Annotated in this window: 16 protein-coding genes; 9 read left to right on the forward strand and 7 right to left on the reverse strand. The window is 64.5% G+C overall.

The genetic code is table 11. The features are described 5' to 3' along the window. The first annotated feature begins 4 nt into the window (after window positions 1-4). Window positions 5-1,015, forward strand: coding sequence for a Gfo/Idh/MocA family protein (locus tag ACIPV6_RS20760; protein WP_400272710.1), 1,011 nt, complete (start codon window positions 5-7; stop codon window positions 1,013-1,015). After that, window positions 1,012-1,488, forward strand: a complete 477-nt coding sequence (locus ACIPV6_RS20765) for a heme-degrading domain-containing protein (RefSeq protein ID WP_400272711.1) — start codon at window positions 1,012-1,014, stop codon at window positions 1,486-1,488. The genes ACIPV6_RS20760 and ACIPV6_RS20765 overlap by 4 nt, the downstream gene beginning before the upstream one ends. Window positions 1,489-1,492: 4 nt before the next feature. Here the strand turns inward: ACIPV6_RS20765 and ACIPV6_RS20770 are convergent, their stop codons facing one another. After that, window positions 1,493-2,563 carry a YeiH family protein gene (locus tag ACIPV6_RS20770; RefSeq protein WP_400272712.1) on the reverse strand — a complete coding sequence of 357 codons (1,071 nt, stop codon included), beginning with the start codon at window positions 2,561-2,563 and terminating at the stop codon, window positions 1,493-1,495. Window positions 2,564-2,664: 101 nt separating this feature from the next. Here ACIPV6_RS20770 and ACIPV6_RS20775 point away from each other — a divergent pair, with 101 nt between their 5' ends. Beyond that, window positions 2,665-3,564: a LysR family transcriptional regulator gene (locus ACIPV6_RS20775; RefSeq protein ID WP_400272713.1), complete on the forward strand. Its 900-nt coding sequence runs from the start codon at window positions 2,665-2,667 to the stop codon at window positions 3,562-3,564. 6 nt (window positions 3,565-3,570) lie between these two features. Here the strand turns inward: ACIPV6_RS20775 and ACIPV6_RS20780 are convergent, their stop codons facing one another. Continuing rightward, window positions 3,571-4,239, reverse strand: coding sequence for a response regulator (locus ACIPV6_RS20780; RefSeq protein ID WP_400272714.1), 669 nt, complete (start codon window positions 4,237-4,239; stop codon window positions 3,571-3,573). After that, complete coding sequence (locus ACIPV6_RS20785; RefSeq protein WP_400272715.1) at window positions 4,236-5,813, reverse strand: ATP-binding protein; 1,578 nt, start codon at window positions 5,811-5,813, stop codon at window positions 4,236-4,238. Before ACIPV6_RS20785 ends, ACIPV6_RS20780 begins: the two co-directional genes overlap by 4 nt. Window positions 5,814-6,110: 297 nt before the next feature. Here ACIPV6_RS20785 and ACIPV6_RS20790 point away from each other — a divergent pair, with 297 nt between their 5' ends. The 5 genes from ACIPV6_RS20790 to ACIPV6_RS20810 all read left to right on the forward strand — a co-directional run bounded on the left by ACIPV6_RS20790 (window position 6,111) and on the right by ACIPV6_RS20810 (window position 10,174). Further along, entirely contained in the window at window positions 6,111-7,118 is a 1,008-nt protein-coding gene (locus tag ACIPV6_RS20790; protein WP_400272716.1) for a Bug family tripartite tricarboxylate transporter substrate binding protein, read from the forward strand. Next, the gene (locus ACIPV6_RS20795) at window positions 7,115-7,618 is read left to right on the forward strand and encodes a tripartite tricarboxylate transporter TctB family protein (protein ID WP_400272717.1); all 504 of its coding nucleotides are present in this window, start codon (window positions 7,115-7,117) and stop codon (window positions 7,616-7,618) included. The genes ACIPV6_RS20790 and ACIPV6_RS20795 overlap by 4 nt, the downstream gene beginning before the upstream one ends. Further along, entirely contained in the window at window positions 7,618-9,180 is a 1,563-nt protein-coding gene (locus ACIPV6_RS20800) for a tripartite tricarboxylate transporter permease (RefSeq protein ID WP_400272718.1), read from the forward strand. The genes ACIPV6_RS20795 and ACIPV6_RS20800 overlap by 1 nt, the downstream gene beginning before the upstream one ends. Then, window positions 9,177-9,569: a universal stress protein gene (locus ACIPV6_RS20805; protein ID WP_400272719.1), complete on the forward strand. Its 393-nt coding sequence runs from the start codon at window positions 9,177-9,179 to the stop codon at window positions 9,567-9,569. Before ACIPV6_RS20800 ends, ACIPV6_RS20805 begins: the two co-directional genes overlap by 4 nt. 74 nt (window positions 9,570-9,643) lie before the next feature. Beyond that, window positions 9,644-10,174: a GNAT family N-acetyltransferase gene (locus ACIPV6_RS20810; RefSeq protein WP_400272720.1), complete on the forward strand. Its 531-nt coding sequence runs from the start codon at window positions 9,644-9,646 to the stop codon at window positions 10,172-10,174. Here ACIPV6_RS20810 and ACIPV6_RS20815 read toward each other — a convergent pair whose 3' ends face one another. Continuing rightward, the gene (locus ACIPV6_RS20815) at window positions 10,175-11,224 is read right to left on the reverse strand and encodes a glycosyltransferase family 4 protein (RefSeq protein ID WP_400272721.1); all 1,050 of its coding nucleotides are present in this window, start codon (window positions 11,222-11,224) and stop codon (window positions 10,175-10,177) included. It lies immediately after the preceding gene. Between the two features lie 130 nt (window positions 11,225-11,354). Between ACIPV6_RS20815 and ACIPV6_RS20820 the strand changes: the two genes are divergently transcribed. Further along, a complete protein-coding gene (locus ACIPV6_RS20820) occupies window positions 11,355-12,053 on the forward strand; it encodes a DsbA family oxidoreductase (protein ID WP_400272722.1) in 699 nt (232 codons plus the stop codon). Between the two features lie 4 nt (window positions 12,054-12,057). Here ACIPV6_RS20820 and ACIPV6_RS20825 read toward each other — a convergent pair whose 3' ends face one another. From ACIPV6_RS20825 to ACIPV6_RS20835, 3 genes are read right to left on the reverse strand one after another with little or no spacing between them, the layout of a single operon-like run. Then, window positions 12,058-13,596: an alpha-N-arabinofuranosidase gene (locus ACIPV6_RS20825; protein WP_400272723.1), complete on the reverse strand. Its 1,539-nt coding sequence runs from the start codon at window positions 13,594-13,596 to the stop codon at window positions 12,058-12,060. A 41-nt stretch (window positions 13,597-13,637) separates the two neighbouring features. Beyond that, complete coding sequence (locus ACIPV6_RS20830) at window positions 13,638-14,534, reverse strand: carbohydrate ABC transporter permease (protein WP_400272724.1); 897 nt, start codon at window positions 14,532-14,534, stop codon at window positions 13,638-13,640. Window positions 14,535-14,536: 2 nt separating this feature from the next. Beyond that, window positions 14,537-15,478: a carbohydrate ABC transporter permease gene (locus ACIPV6_RS20835; RefSeq protein ID WP_400272725.1), complete on the reverse strand. Its 942-nt coding sequence runs from the start codon at window positions 15,476-15,478 to the stop codon at window positions 14,537-14,539. Between the last annotated feature and the right edge of the window lie 14 nt (window positions 15,479-15,492).

Genomic DNA, 15,492 nt, shown 5'->3' on the forward strand with positions numbered 1-15,492 from the left:
AAACGTGACCCACCCCCATGGCACTTCCGACGGCACCATCCGTTGGGGCATCCTCGGCACCGGCTTCATCGCCGGACTGCAAACCACGGACCTGAAGGAGAACGGCTTCACGGTCCAGGCCATGGGCTCCCGCTCCCTGGACTCCTCCAAGGCGTTCGCCGAACAGCACGGTATCCCCACCGCGCACGGCAGCTACGAGGACCTCGCCGCGGACCCCGATGTGGACGTCATCTACATCGCCACTCCGCACCCCATGCACCACGCCAACGCGCTGCTGGCGTTGAACGCCGGGAAGCATGTCCTCGTGGAAAAGTCGTTCACCATGAACGCCCGGGAGGCCCGCGAGGTCACCGAACTGGCTGCGACCAAGGGATTGGTGGCGCTGGAGGCCATGTGGACCCGGTTCCTGCCCCACATGATCCGGATCCGCGAGGTCATCGCCGCCGGCACCATCGGCGAGGTCCGCAAAGTCGTAGCGAGCCACAACCAGAGCCTTCCCACCGACCCCGCCCACCGTCTCAACGACCCCGCCCTGGGCGGTGGCGCGTTGCTGGACCTCGGCATCTACCCGGTCTCCTTCGCGATCGACATCCTCGGCGCGCCGTCTCGTGTCACCGCGACCGCATCAATGACGGCCACCGGCGTCGACCGCCAGACCGCGGCGATCTTCGATTACGACGGCGGCGCGCAGGCTTTGGTGGATTGCGAACTGGACGCTGCGAGCGCCAACCGTGCCTTGGTGATCGGTACGGAAGGCTGGATCGACATCGAGCACACGTGGTACAACCCGGTACCGTTCACTGTCCATGCCGTGGACGGCTCCGTGGTGGAGCGCTTCGATGAGCCCGTGAACAGCCGGGGCATGCAGTTCCAGGCTGCCGAACTGGAACGGCTTGTTGCAGCCGGTTCGACGGCGGGCACCATCCTGCCGCCTTCCGAGAGCGTGGCGATCATGGCGGCGATGGACGAGATCCGTCGGCAGATCGGTCTGAGCTACGAGGCGGACCAGTCATGAGTGAGTCCCCGCGACTGGTTGAGCTCCGGGCCCAGGAAGAGGAACTGGTCTTCGCGAGCTTCGACCACCACGATGCCTGGCGGCTCGGCTCCCTCATCGCCAACCACGCCATCTCGTCAGGTTTTGGGGTGGCGATCGATATCCGCCGGCACAACATCGTGCTGTTCCGCTGCGTCCTGCCCGGAGCGACGTCCGACCAGGAAGAGTGGATCCGCCGGAAGTCGGCCTCGGTGCTTCGGTTCGAGCACAGCACTGCACTCTTGTCCGAGCAGTTTTCCGTCCTCGGCCACAGCCCGCTGGGTGGTGGCTGGCTTTCGCACGACGATTACACCCTGGCCGGGGGTTCCTTCCCCCTCCGGGTGCGGGGCGCCGGGGTCATCGGCGCGATCACTGTGTCCGGACTGGCCTCCGATGAGGACCACCAACTGGTTGTAGACGGCATCCGGAACTACCTGAAGACGGTCGGGGCGTGAATTTCTAGGCCATCAACCACACGGCGCCCAGGCCCAGGGCGGCGATCAAGGCCCACGCGCACAGAGCCATCACCAGGGACCGTGGTCCGGCGTGCAGGAGTTCCCGCACCCGGACCGCGGTGCCCAGGCCGAAGAGGGCAGCTCCGAGTGCGATCTCCTGCAGCAGTCCCCCAACGTCCAGGACCACCGGCGAAGCCCAGCCGAGGGTTCGGAGGGCGATCATGGCCAGGAAGCCCAGCACGAAGAGCGGCACGATCGGCGGAAACTTACCTGGGGTGCCCGGGGCGCCCGCACCGCCCCGCACCCGTCGGCGGCGCTCCCACACGCCAGCCGTCGCAACGATGGGTGCCAGCAAAACCACCCGCGTGAGCTTGATGACCACAGCAGCACTCAACGCCACCGCACCGGCGGTCTGGGCGGCGGCCACCACCTGCCCCACGTCGTGTACTGATGCCCCCACCCAGCGTCCGAAGCCCACAGCGTCCAAACCCAGAGGGTGCATCAGCAACGGCAGGGTGCCAATCGCCAACGTGCCGCACAGGGTCACCAGGGCCACGGGCAGCACGGTGTCCTCGTGCTTGGTTCCCCGGACGGCGGCCATGGCACCGATGGCCGAGGCACCGCAAATGGAGAATCCAGTGGCGATCAGCAGTGGTGCGTCGCCCGGAAGCTTGAAGAGCCTGCCCAGTGCGTAGGTCCCGGCAAAGGCCAGCAACACCACGGCGACGATGAGCCCGAAGGCCTGCCAGCCCAGCGAAGCGACATCTCCCAGGCTCAGCTTCAGGCCCAAAAGGACAATGCCCGCTCGCATCAAATGCTTGGAGGCAAAGCGGAGACCCGGCTGCCAGGCACCGCCCACCCAGCCTGCAACTCCGGGCACATTCGCGGCACCAATGCCCAAAACCACCGCCAACGTCATGGCAGGCAGGGACGGCAGCAAAGCATGAAGTCCGAAGGCGACGCCCACGGCAACAACGCAGGCCGCAAGTCCGGGAGCCAGAGTAAGGACAGCCGGCAACGCGGGGGCCTTCGCCGTCGCCGGGACGTGTGCGCTGCGCGGCCTGGTTGTGCTCATGGTTCCACGATCCCCCTAAAACATGCGCCGCGGTAGCCGCTCCTTCGGCCTGAACCCATGCTTAATTGACATGGGTTGAACACCAGGCATATCTTCCAAGCATGAGCAGCCGCCCGGATCTAACCGCCTTGGAAATCCTCGTCCTGGTCGCCGAGACGGGGTCGCTCGGCGCTGCGGCCCGCCGGGTGGGCATGGCGCAGCCGAATGCCAGCCGCGCCCTCGCCCGGCTGGAACGGCAGCTGGGACTCACCCTGGTGATCCGCACACCGGCTGGATCGAGGGTCACCAACGAAGGAGAGGTGGTGACGGCTTGGGCCCGCGAGGCGCTCGGCGCGATGGACCGGATGATCCTGGGTGCCCGTTCTCTGGCCGCGGAGCAGGCGGCACACCTGACGGTCGCGGCCAGCCTTACGATCGCGGAGTATCTGGCCCCACGCTGGTTGGCGCGCTTCCGCAGGGCACACTCGGAGCTGCACGTGAGCCTGGCGGTGGGAAACTCCAGTGAGGTCCTTGAGCAGCTCGCTTCGAGGGAGGTTCCCTTGGGCTTCGTGGAAACCCCTGCCCTTCCGCGCAGCGTTGCGTCAACCACGGTGGCCCGCGATGAGCTGGTTGTAGTGGTAGGCACCACCCACCCATGGGCACGCAGGCGCACTCCGGTGGAACCCCGGGAACTGATAGCGGCCGAACTGGCGCTCCGGGAAGTCGGCTCAGGCACACGCGACACCCTGGTCCGGGCACTGGAGCGGTCCGGCACACCGCTGGTCGAAGCAAGTATGGAGCTGGCCAGCACCGTCGCCGTGAAAGCAGCGGCAGTCGAAGGAACCGCCGTCGCCGTGTTGAGCGAGCTCGCCGTCATCGCCGAACTCGCCAACGGGCAGCTCATCGCCGTGCCCGTCCAAGGCCTGGATCTGACGCGTTCATTGAGGGCAGTCTGGCTCCCGGAACGTCGGCCGGAAGGCAGCGCGGCAGAGTTGATCCGCATCGCCAAATCGAGCAGTTGAACGCTCTTACCGTGCCTTGAGTACGTACCGCCTTTCAGGGCGTCCGACGCCGTACTTCAGCTTTACGTCCAGCGCGCCGGCATCGTGGAGGTACTCCAGGTAACGCCGCGCGCTCACCCGCGATGTACCCAGCTGCTCGGCAACTTCGGCAGCGGACAGGTCGCCATCCGCCAAACGCAGCGTCTCCTCAACCCGTTCGAGCGTCTCCACGCTGCAGCCCTTGGGCAGCGTCCGTGCGGAAGCTCCGAGGCCGAAGACCCTGTTGACATCGGACTGCTGGGCTTCCACTTTGGAGCCATCCAGGCCGTGGTACGCGTTCAGGTAATGCTCCAGCCGTTCCTGGAGATCAGCTTGGGAAAACGGCTTGATGAGGTAGTGCACAATCCCGCCGCGCAGTGCCTTGCGCACGGTCTCCACCTCCCGCGCGGCACTGATCACCAGCACGTCGAGGTCCGGGGCCACCTCACGCAATTGATGCATGAGGTCCAGGCCATTGATGTCCGGGAGGTGGATGTCCAGCAGCACCAGGTCCGGTTGCAGCCGCTCCGTTTCCAGCACGGCCTGCGCGCCGGTGTGCGCCACACCGAGCACCACGAAACCCGGCGTCCGCTGGATGAAGCCGGCGTGTACCTTGGCCACCATGAAGTCGTCATCGACAATCAGTACCTTGATCACGAGCGGACGGCCTCCTTCGTGAATCGGGCGGCGAACACCGCACCGCCGTCGTTCGAGACCGTCAGGTCGCCTCCACCCCGCCGGCAAACGACCCGGGAAAGGGCCAAGCCGAAACCACGCGCCTCACCCGGAGCCGGGTCCTTGGTGGAGAAGCCCTGCAGGAAGATTTCCTCCACGGCATCAGCTGGCACACCCGGGCCATTGTCCCGCACGGTCACCGTCACCGCGCCCTCTGTGTCCACCACCAGCACGCAGACCGATGCCCCGGGAAGGCCCGTCACGGCGTCGAACGCGTTGTCCACGAGGTTCCCCACAACGGTGGCGAGGTCTCGGGAGAGTTCCTCGGACACCCGCGGCAAGGCGGATTCCGGTGCAAGCTGCAGTTCAACACCGCGCTCAGCCGCCAGGCTTGCCTTGGCGATCAGCAACGCGGCAAGCGCCGGGTCCTGGATCCGGCTGGTCACCTCGTCGTTGAGCCGCGTGCGGTCCACCGTGGCCCCGTTGACGAACTGGACCACGGAGTCGTATTCCTCCAACTGGAGCAGGCCGGAGATGACGTGGAGTTGGTTGGCGAATTCGTGGGCCTGGGCGCGCAGGGTGTTGGTCACGGTGCGCGTTGCCCCGAGTTCGCGTTCCAGCGACGACATCTCCGTGCGGTCCCGCAAGGTGGTTACGGAGCCGATGTCCCGTCCCCCGGACTTCAGTGCCACCCTGTTCATCACCACCAGCCGGTCGCCGACCAGCACCAATTGGTCGGGTTCCGCCTGCTCCCGGGCCAGCACAACTTTCAACGCTGGATCAACGGAAAGGGAGCCGAGGCGCTTTCCGACGCAATCGTCCGGCAGGCCGAGGAGTTGCCGGGCACTCTGGTTTGCCACCGTGATGCGCTCATGGGGATCCAACGCGACGACGCCCTCTTTGAGGCCCTGCAGCATGGCCTCGCGGTTCTCCACCAGACCGGTGATCTCGCGGGGTTCCATGCCCAGGGTTTGCCGTTTCACCCGGCGGGACAGCAGGAGGGAACCGGCAACGCCCAGGACGCTTGCCACGCCCAAGTAGGTGAGGAGGTTCGGGGCGGCGTCTCCCAGCCTTTCCAGTGCGGAGGGGTAGTTGCGGCTGATGGAGGCGATGCCGATCATCTTGCCGGCATCGTCCAGGACAGGGACGTGGGCTGAGAGGACGGGAGTGTGCCCGCCTGCCACCACGCCGGTCCAGGCCCGCCCCTCCATCACCCGGCTGTCACCGAGCGGGAGGGCCTTGCCAACCAGCCCGGGGTCGGACGCGGTGACCACCGTGCCGTCCAGTTTCGCCAGTGCCACCTGCGCGGATCCGGACACCGTGCGAACCGATTCCGCAACCGCCGGAAGCGCCGAACCGGCCCGTGGTTCCGCCGTCGGAAGCAGTTCGCGCACGGTGGGATTGTTCCCCAAGGCCTCGGCGGCGGACAGCGCCCGGCGGCCTTCTGTCCGTTCGAAAGTTGCTGCGGACTCGGCAAGCGAAATGGCGGCCACTGCCACAATCACGGCCAGGACAATCAACAACTGCAGCACAAGGTATTGTCCGGCCAGGGACATGCCTCTTCTTCGAGACGGTCGAGTCACTGATTCGTCCTTTGGATGAATTCCAGGTTGCCGAACGCTGCTGGGGGCTGGGATGCGTTCACGGGCGGTCCGCCATGGAGTACGGGAACTATACCCCAGTGCTGGCCAGAAGCCCGCCGGAGCATGAACGCAATGAACTTAACGATCACTGCGAACACAAGAGTGATCCCCGTCACGGAGGGTCCTAGCATCGACGGCAGGGCAGGAACCCGAAGACGGGGACTGCACAGGAATTCGACGAAGAATTTTCACACTGAGAAGAGGAACACCATGCGCCAAATCCGCGCATTGCGTCTTGCCGCCGTAGCAGCCGGCATCGCCCTGATGGCCACCGGTTGTGGTGCCACCGGCAAGAACTCCACGGGCACGGAAAGCTCCGGTGCCGCCAAGCCCCTCAGCGGGCTGCAGATCATGGTCCCCAACACCCCCGGTGGCGGCTACGACACGACGGCACGCGCCGCAGCCAAGGTCTTGGATGACGAGAAGATCACCAGCAACACCGAAGTCTTCAACCTGGCCGGAGCCGGTGGCACGGTGGGCCTGGCCCGCGTGGTCAACGAAAAAGGCAACGGCGATCTGGCTATGTTGATGGGCCTGGGCGTCGTGGGAGCCAGCTACACCAACAAGTCCGAGTCGAAGCTGACCCAGACCACTCCCCTGGCGCGCCTCATCGAAGAGCCCGGCGCCATCATGGTCAGCAAGGACTCCCCCTACAAGACCATCGACGACCTGGTGAAGGCGTGGAAGGCCAATCCGGGCTCCATCGCCGTGGGTGGCGGTTCCTCACCGGGCGGCCCGGACCATCTCCTGCCGATGCAGCTTGCAGGAGCCGTTGGGATCGACGCCACCAAGGTCAACTTCGTTTCCTACGACGGCGGCGGCGACCTCCTGCCCGCGATCCTCGGCAACAAGCTTGGTTTCGCAGCGTCCGGTGCCGGCGAGTATCTGGAGCAGATCAAGTCCGGCGAAGTCCGTGTCCTGGCCACCAGCGGTGAGAAGCGCCTGGACGGTGTAGACGCTCCCACGCTCAAGGAATCCAACATCGACCTGGTTTTCACCAACTGGCGTGGCATCGTGGCTCCCCCGGGAATCAGCGACGAGGACAAGAAGTCCCTGATCGCGGCCTTGGAGAAGATGCACGAATCCGCTGGCTGGAAGGAAGCCCTGAAGACGCACAGCTGGACCGATGCGTTCATCACCGGTGACGAATTCCAGACCTTCCTGACCGATCAGGACAAGCGGGTTGCCGATGTCCTCACCAAGCTTGGCTTGGCGTGAGCACTGCAGTAAAAGCCCTCAAAGGCCGCGCCGAGCTGGGGGTCTCGCTCCTGCTCGGCGTGGCCGGGGTCCTGGTCTTCCTGGACGCCAATGGCCTGGTCACCCCGTATTCGAAGTCGGATCCGGTTGGGCCCAAGACTGTGCCGTTCATAGTGGCCGGGCTCCTGGTGGTTTGTGCCGTACTCCTGGCCATCAACGTCCTCCGTGGCGGCAAGGGTGAAGCCGAGGGCGGCGAAGACGTCGACCTCGCCCACCCCGCCGACTGGAAGACCGTCCTCCCCTTGGCCGGCGCGTTCATCCTGAACATCCTGCTGATCGACTGGGCGGGCTGGGTCATCTCCGGCACGGTCCTCTTCTGGGGCAGCGTCCTGGCCCTGGGCAGCCGAAAGTATGTCCGGGACGGCCTGATCGCCCTGGCCCTTTCCTTGCTGACCTTCTATGGCTTCTACCTCGGCCTTGGCATCGCACTGCCTGCCGGGCTTCTGGAAGGAATCCTCTGATGGACGTCCTGTCCTCCCTGATGGACGGTTTCGCCACCGCCCTGACCCCCATGAACCTGCTCTACGCCATGATCGGTGTGCTCTTGGGTACGGCCGTGGGTGTCTTGCCCGGACTGGGCCCGGCGATGACCGTTGCCTTGCTGCTCCCTGTCACGTACGCCTTGGAACCCACCAGCGCCTTCATCATGTTCGCCGGCATCTATTACGGCGGCATGTACGGCGGATCCACTACCTCGATCCTCCTTAACACCCCCGGAGAATCGTCATCGGTGGTCACGGCAATCGAAGGCAACAAGATGGCCAAGGCCGGACGCGCAGCGCAGGCCCTGGCCACGGCCGCCATTGGATCATTCGTTGCCGGAACCATCGGCACCGCCCTGCTGGCTGTCTTCGCGCCGATCGTGGTGAAGTTCGCCGTCAGCCTGGGAGCCCCCAGCTACTTCGCCATCATGGTTTTGGCTTTGCTCGCGGTCACTGCTGTCCTGGGCTCCTCGCGGCTCCGCGGCTTCGCCTCCTTGGCCCTCGGCCTGGCCATAGGCCTGGTGGGCATCGATTCCGTCACCGGCCAGCGGCGTTTGACCTTCGGCCAACCCCTCCTTGCCGATGGCCTCGACATTGTGGTGGTCGCCGTCGCCATTTTCGCCGTTGGTGAGGCACTCTGGGTAGCCGCGCATCTTCGCCGCAGCCCGCTCCACATCATCCCCGTGGGCCGCCCGTGGATGGGCCGGAAAGACTGGGCCCGCTCCTGGAAGCCGTGGCTTCGCGGGACGGCTTTCGGTTTCCCCTTCGGAGCCCTCCCCGCAGGCGGCGCAGAGATTCCCACCTTCCTCTCCTATGTCACGGAAAAGCGTCTCTCTAAGCACCCCGAAGAGTTCGGCAAGGGAGCCATTGAAGGTGTCGCCGGACCGGAAGCTGCCAACAACGCAGCAGCAGCCGGCACCCTGACCCCCATGCTGGCGCTGGGCCTGCCCACGAACGCAACGGCCGCCGTCATGCTCGCAGCGTTCACCACCTATGGCATCCAGCCGGGACCGCAGCTTTTTGCAAGCCAGGGACCGCTGGTCTGGGCGCTCATTGCCAGCCTGTTCATCGGCAACCTTTTGCTGTTGCTGATCAACCTTCCGTTGGCTCCCCTTTGGGCGAAGCTCCTGCAGCTACCCCGGCCCTACCTGTACGCGGGCATCCTGTTCTTCGCCACCCTTGGCGCGTACTCGGTCAACCTACAGGCCTTCGATTTGGTGATCCTGCTGGTCCTTGGTGCGCTCGGCTTCATGATGCGCCGCTTCGGGCTCCCCGTCCTTCCGCTCATCCTGGGCGTGATCCTCGGCCCGCGCATCGAAGGCCAGTTGCGCAAGACCCTGCAGCTGAGCGCCGGCGACCCCTCCGGACTCTTCAGCGAACCCATTGCGATCGTTGTCTACATCATCGTGGCGATCGTGCTGGTGTGGCCCTTTGCTTACAAGCTCATCAAGCCCAAGCGGCAAGCCAAGGACCCGCTTCTCCCCGCCAACTCCGGCGCTGGCGACTACAGCGTCCAACCCCAGAAACAGGAGAACCCATGACCATCGTGGTGGGATACGTCCCCACACCCGAAGGCGAAGCAGCCCTGACGCAGGCCATCGCAGAAGCCAAGAACCGCAAGGACACGCTGCTCGTCATCAATTCCTCCAAGGGCGATGCACTGGTGGACAACCGCTACGCCCAGGAGCCGGACATCCAGACCGTGGAGGACCGCTTGGCGAAGGAAGGCATCCAGCACACCATCAAACAACCGGTCCGTGGCCACGACGCCGCGGCCGAGGTCCTGGACGCTGCCGACGAACACGACGCGGAACTCATTGTGATCGGCCTCCGCAGGCGCAGCCCCGTGGGCAAGCTCATCTTGGGCAGTGTGTCGCAGCGGATCCTCCTCGAGGCCGACTGCCCGGTGCTGGCGGTGAAGGCGGACTAGGTGTCCATACAGAAAATGCCCCTAAGATGCGTTCCTAGGGGCATTTTCCGTACGCACTTTCCCAGGGGGACCACATGACCGAAACCATCCGCACGGCCCGCACGGACGACGCCGGGAAGCTCGCCGAGCTGGCAGCCGTCACCTTTCCGCTGGCGTGCCCTCCCGGGGCATCGCCGGCAGACATCCAAGCCCACCTTGAGCGCACGCTCAGCGAGGCCAACTTCACGGAGTACCTCGCCGATGCGAACATCACCATCCTGGTGCTCGACGACGGCGGGCAGCTGAACGGGTACACCATGCTGATCGCCAAACCGGCAAGCGACCCAGACGTAGCCTCGGTCCTCTCGGCGCTGCCGTCCGCGGAGCTCAGCAAATGCTACGTACACCCCGACCACCACGGCAAGGGGGCAGCGTCCCGCCTGATCAAGGCCTCCTTGGCCGATGCCGCGGACAAGGGCGCCGCCGGTGTGTGGCTGGGCGTCAACAGCGAGAACGCCAAGGCCATCCGTTTCTACGAGAAGTCCGGTTTCCAGCGGGTGGGCACCAAGTCCTTCACGCTGGGCGACTCCGTAGAGCACGACTTCGTGATGGAGCACCGGCTCTAGTCAGGCAAAGGGAGCCGCCTGGAACGCCCGCGAACGGAACTCTTCGATCACCCGCGAGTACAACGCCACGTGCTCCTCAGCCATCCGGGTGGCACTGAAGTACTCGTCCACCGCTCGACGGCAGGCCGCCCTGGACAAGGAAACCGCGGCCTCCACGTAGTCGGCCAAATCTCCCACATCAGCGAGATAGCCGGTTTCGCCGTGCCTCACGATTTCGGGAGCTGCACCCATCCTGGTGGCCAACACAGGGGTACCCGTGGCGAGTGCCTCGATCATCACCAGGCCGAACGGCTCGGGCCACTGGATGGGGTTGATCAGGGCTACGGCACCACCCATGAGTTCATACTTTTCCGGGTCGGAGAGCTCGCCGAGGAACTCTTCGTCCGGGCCAAGGAAAGGCCGTACGACTTCCTGGTAGAACCGGACTTCGTCCTTGGCGTGCATCTTGGCGGCGATCCGGAGCGGGACACCTGCCTCCCGTGCAATGTGCACCGCCTCCATGAGGCCTTTGTCCGGGCACATCCGGCCCACGAAGCAGGCGTAGCCACCGCTTCCGTCGCCAACTGACACCGTGGAGAGGTCCAGTCCGTGGTGGATGACCGAGGCAACGTCGAGGTCCGGAACCATGGACCGTTGGTCGTGGGAGATCGCGATGATGGCAGTGTCCCCGGCCATCGCGCGGTAAAGACCGGCGGATTGCGCCGTGAGCTGGCCGTGGATGGTGGTCACCACGGGAGTGTCGGCCGGACGGTGCGCATAAAGGGGACCCGCCAAGGTGTGGTCGTGAATGATGTCCATGCCCCGCAACCCGTGGTAGGCCTGCACCACGTGGCTCAGCTCGCTCAGCGTGCACCCGAGTTCTTCCGGCGCGCTGGGGCCGAAGCCGCTCACCTGGGGCACGGGACACGTGCTGTCCGACGCCGCCGCAAGGACAACCTCATGCCCGGCATCCACGAGGGCCCGTGCCAAGGCGTCAACAACCCGTTCGGTGCCGCCGTATCTCTCAGGCGGGACGGTGAACCAAGGTCCTACAATGAGTCCGATGCGCATGCTGGGGCCTCCGCGCAAAACCCCCAAACCAGGAGCTGACTTCACAACCCTCAATAAGGCTATAAGCCCCGTGAGGAATCTAACAGGCCTTTTTCGGAATGCTCCCCCCTTCCTCCCGGTTGACGAAACCATGAAGATTGAGATCTGGTCCGACGTCGCCTGCCCCTGGTGCTACATCGGCAAGCGCCGTTTCGAAACCGCCCTTGCAGGGTTCCCGCACCGCGAATCCGTGGATGTTGAATGGAAGAGCTACCAGCTGGACCCTTCCGTCCCCGAGCACTACGACGGCACGGAACTCGATTACCTGAGCAAGCGCAAGGGCATGGCCCCGGAGCAGGTCAAGCAGATGTTCGCGCACGTCACGGAGACTGCCAAGGGCGAAGGCCTGGACTACCACTTCGACACCGTCGTGGTTGCCAACAGCTTCACGGCGCACCGCCTCATCCACCTCGCCGCGGCGCACAACCGCCAGGACCAGGCCAAGGAACGCCTGCTCAGCGACCACTTTGAGCACGGCAAGGACATTGGCAACCAGGACTACCTCAGCGAACTCGGCGCTTCCCTGGGCCTTCCGGAAAGCGAAGTCGCGGAGCTCTTCACCACGGACAAGTACACCGACGCCGTCAACCGGGACATCAACGAGGCCCGCGCCATCGGTGTTACGGGCGTCCCGTTCTTCGTGATCGACCGCAAGTACGGCATCTCGGGCGCCCAGCCGGCCGAGCTCTTCTCCCAGGCCCTGAACCAGGCGTGGCAGGAAGCCAACCCGCTGATCCCGGTGGGCGCCACAGACGCCGAGGCCTGCGGCCCCGACGGCTGCAGCATCTAGCCAGCTAGGCTTTCGCGACCTCAAGCTCGACGACGGCCCAGGACAGGGCGGGCAGCGTCAACCGAAGCTCGGACCCGCTGGCCTTGACGTTCTCCAGCGGCACCAATCCAACCCGGTCCGGCTGGGACTGGCTGTTGACCGTGAACCGGTCGCCGCCGTCGGGCATTTCCAGGACTTCGGCGCGCACCACCTGACGCGCGTCAAAACCCCGCAAAGCCGTTTCGACGTCGGCCGCCTCGTCCAAGCCGCGGTTGGCGAAGAACAAGGCCACCCGACCTGTCTCCTCGTTCCAGGTGGCGCTGACATCCACCAGGTCCGTGTCACCGAAGCGGTTGTTCGAGTACTTGTCCGAGTCCACGGACAAGCGCAGGATCTGGCCCTTGGCGAGCTCAGCCATGCGGGCGAACGGATGGAAGATGGTCTGCTTCCAGGCGGGCCCGTTTTCCTCGGACAGGATCGGCGCGATCACGTTGACCAGCTGGGCCTGGTTGGCGATGTGAACGCGGTCGCCGTGGCGCAACAGCGAATTGAGCAGCGTTCCCACCACCACGGCGTCCGTCACGTTGTACTTGTCCTCGATGACGCGGGGATGCTCGCGCCACGGTCCCTTGACGATGTTGCTCAGCTGGTCCTCGGTGTCGCGGCCACGCTGGTACCAGACGTTCCACTCGTCGAAGGACAGGTTGATGTGCTTCTTGTGCTTGCCTTTCGCCCGCACCGCATCCGCGGTGGCTATGACCGACTCGATGAAGTAATCGGTATCGACGGCGGAAGCCAGGAAGCTCCCCACGTCGCCTTCTTCTTCGAAGTAGTAGGCGTGGAGGGAAACGTAGTCCACCTCGTCATAGGTGTGCGTGAGGACCGTCTGCTCCCAGTCACCGAACGTGGGCATCCGGGAGTTCGAGCTGCCGCACGCCACGAGTTCTATGGACGGATCCACGTAACGCATGGCCTTTGCTGCCTCTTGCGCCAGGCGTCCGTATTCGTCGGCGGTCTTGTGGCCGATCTGCCACGGCCCGTCCATCTCGTTCCCGAGGCACCAGAGTTTGATGTCGAACGGATGCTTGTGGCCGTTCTTCGCCCGGAGGTCGGACCAGTAGCTGCCTCCGGGGTGGTTTGAATACTCCACGATGGCACGGGCTTCCTCGACGCCCTTGGTGCCAAGGTTGATGGCCTCCATGATCTCCGTGCCGGCCTGCCTGGACCAGTCCACGAACTCGTGCAGGCCGAACGCGTTGGTTTCCACGGTGTGCCAGGCTCCGTCGAGCCGGCGGGGCCGGTTTTCCCGCGGGCCGATGCCATCTTCCCAGTTGTAGCCGGAGACGAAGTTGCCGCCGGGGTACCGGATGACGGTGGCACCGAGTTCCTTGACGAGTTTGAGGACGTCCTGCCGGAAGCCGTTTTCGTCAGCTTCGGGGTGGCCGGGTTCGTAGATGCCGGTGTACACGCAGCGGCCCATGTGCTCCACGAAGGAGCCGAAGAGGCGGCGGGGTACTTCCCCTACCGTGAAATCGCGGTCGAGGGTAATGCGGGCGCGGGACATGGTTCTCCTTAAGTCTGGTGATTGCTGGAAAAGGTGCCGGGTCAAGTTCCGGCGAGTCCCGTCGTCGCCACGCCTTTGATGATCTGGCGCTGGAAGAACAGGAAGACGAGGATGAGCGGCAGGGCCGCGAGCAAAGCGGATGCCATGTTCTGCGCATACTGGATGCCGTAGGCGCTCTTGATGGTCTGCAGTCCAACGGGCAGGGTCAGCAACGAATCGTCGTTGGTGGCGATGAACGGCCACAGGAAGTTGTTCCACGCGCCGATGAACACGAAGATCGCGACGGCGGCCAGGATGGGCCGGGACAACGGCAGGATGATCTGGGTGAAGATCCGCAAACGGCTGGCCCCGTCCATCACTGCCGCTTCCTCGAGCTCGCGGGGAATCTGGTCGAAGAACTTCTTCAGCACGAACACCATGGCAGGGTGGATGACCTGCGGCAGGATGATGGCCCATGAGGTGTCGATCATGTTCAGCGCGAGCATTTGGTAGAACAGCGGGATGATCAACACCGGTGGCGGGACGATGATCGAGGCAATGATCACGGTCATGAAGACCTTCTTGCCCTTGAAGTCGATCCTGGACAGGGCATACGCCACGAGTGCCGAGATCACCAGTGTGATCGCCGTGATGGCCACCGAGGTGTAGAGCGAGTTCCAGGTCCAGAGCGGGATGTTGCCATCTTGGAACACCTTGACGAACGCGTCCACGGTAAAGCCCGACGGCGGCACCCACGTCACCTTTGGAGCGGCGGCATCCGTCTCGGTCTTGAAAGCGGTGACGGTGGCCCAGGCAAAGGGAACCAGCCACAGGACAGCGATCACGGCCGCGACGACGATGGCCGCGATCTTGCCGATGGTCGGCTTCTTGCGGGGTTGGCGGAGCTGTTGCGCGGTCGCTTGCGGTGCCGCGGGCCGGGTAAGGGTTGTGGTTGCCATGGTTATGCGCTCCTGCGGCGGGTGATGACGAACTGCATGACGGAGACCAACACGATCAGTCCGAAGAAGATGTAGGAGATGGCTGCGGAGTAGCCCAGCCGATAGCCGGTGAACCCGGACTCGAAGATGTACTGCACCACGGGACGGGTTGATCCACCGGGACCACCGGCCGTCATTTGGTACACCTGGTCGAAGATCTTCAACGAGGCCAGGATCTGCAGGAGCACGATCATCACCGTGGTTGGCGTGAGCTGCGGCAAGGTGATGGAGAAGAACTGACGCCAGGCCCCCGCACCGTCCAGCGATGCCGCCTCATAGTGCTGGGCAGGAATGTTCTGCATGGCTGCCAGGTAAAGGAGGAAGTTGAAGCCCACGGTCCACCAGAGCGTGGCGATGACTATGGCCCACATGGCCACGTTGGGATCGTTGAGCCAAGCCACTTTGGGCAGGCCGATCTTGGCCAGGAAGTCATTGATCAGGCCCAGCTGCGGGTTGTACATCCAGGTGAAGAACAGGCTTACCACCGTGGAGGCCAACAGGTACGGCGCAAAGTAGGAGAGCCGCCAAAGCCACTGTGCCGGCAGCCCGATGTTGAGCAAGGCCGCCATCACCAAGGCCACCAGGACCAAGGGAACGGTGCTGATCACGGTGAAGTAGACCGTATTGCCCAAGGACCGCCACATGTCTGCGTCGGCCAGGGCTTCGGTGTAATTGGCGAAACCGATGAGGCTGTCATTGGCCCCGGTGAGGGATTTGCCGGTGAAGCTCATGTACAGCCCGTAAATGAGCGGCCATACGAGGAACACCAGGAAGAAAACCAGGAACGGGGTGGCGAAACCCCAGCCGCTGAGGTTGTCGCGGGAGCGTCGCAGGGACTTGGCTGTACCTGCGGCAGGAATGGTGGGGGTCCCGGGGTTTCGCCGGGACAAGGTAGGGGAACTCATCTAAGGACTCCTTT

Origin of the sequence: Paenarthrobacter sp. NPDC089988, assembly GCF_044748465.1 — a bacterium.
GTDB lineage: Bacteria > Actinomycetota > Actinomycetes > Actinomycetales > Micrococcaceae > Arthrobacter.

Excerpts from the sequence above, each read along its gene's own strand:
- ACIPV6_RS20765 (WP_400272711.1), top strand. The coding sequence starts at position 1,012 with ATGAGTGAGTCCCCGCGACTGGTTGAGCTCCGGGCCCAGGAAGAGGAA.
- ACIPV6_RS20770 (WP_400272712.1), bottom strand. The coding sequence starts at position 2,563 with ATGAGCACAACCAGGCCGCGCAGCGCACACGTCCCGGCGACGGCGAAG.
- ACIPV6_RS20775 (WP_400272713.1), top strand. The coding sequence starts at position 2,665 with ATGAGCAGCCGCCCGGATCTAACCGCCTTGGAAATCCTCGTCCTGGTC.
- ACIPV6_RS20785 (WP_400272715.1), bottom strand. The coding sequence starts at position 5,813 with ATGTCCCTGGCCGGACAATACCTTGTGCTGCAGTTGTTGATTGTCCTG.
- ACIPV6_RS20790 (WP_400272716.1), top strand. The coding sequence starts at position 6,111 with ATGCGCCAAATCCGCGCATTGCGTCTTGCCGCCGTAGCAGCCGGCATC.
- ACIPV6_RS20800 (WP_400272718.1), top strand. The coding sequence starts at position 7,618 with ATGGACGTCCTGTCCTCCCTGATGGACGGTTTCGCCACCGCCCTGACC.
- ACIPV6_RS20805 (WP_400272719.1), top strand. The coding sequence starts at position 9,177 with ATGACCATCGTGGTGGGATACGTCCCCACACCCGAAGGCGAAGCAGCC.
- ACIPV6_RS20810 (WP_400272720.1), top strand. The coding sequence starts at position 9,644 with ATGACCGAAACCATCCGCACGGCCCGCACGGACGACGCCGGGAAGCTC.
- ACIPV6_RS20815 (WP_400272721.1), bottom strand. The coding sequence starts at position 11,224 with ATGCGCATCGGACTCATTGTAGGACCTTGGTTCACCGTCCCGCCTGAG.
- ACIPV6_RS20820 (WP_400272722.1), top strand. The coding sequence starts at position 11,355 with ATGAAGATTGAGATCTGGTCCGACGTCGCCTGCCCCTGGTGCTACATC.
- ACIPV6_RS20825 (WP_400272723.1), bottom strand. The coding sequence starts at position 13,596 with ATGTCCCGCGCCCGCATTACCCTCGACCGCGATTTCACGGTAGGGGAA.
- ACIPV6_RS20830 (WP_400272724.1), bottom strand. The coding sequence starts at position 14,534 with ATGGCAACCACAACCCTTACCCGGCCCGCGGCACCGCAAGCGACCGCG.
- ACIPV6_RS20835 (WP_400272725.1), bottom strand. The coding sequence starts at position 15,478 with ATGAGTTCCCCTACCTTGTCCCGGCGAAACCCCGGGACCCCCACCATT.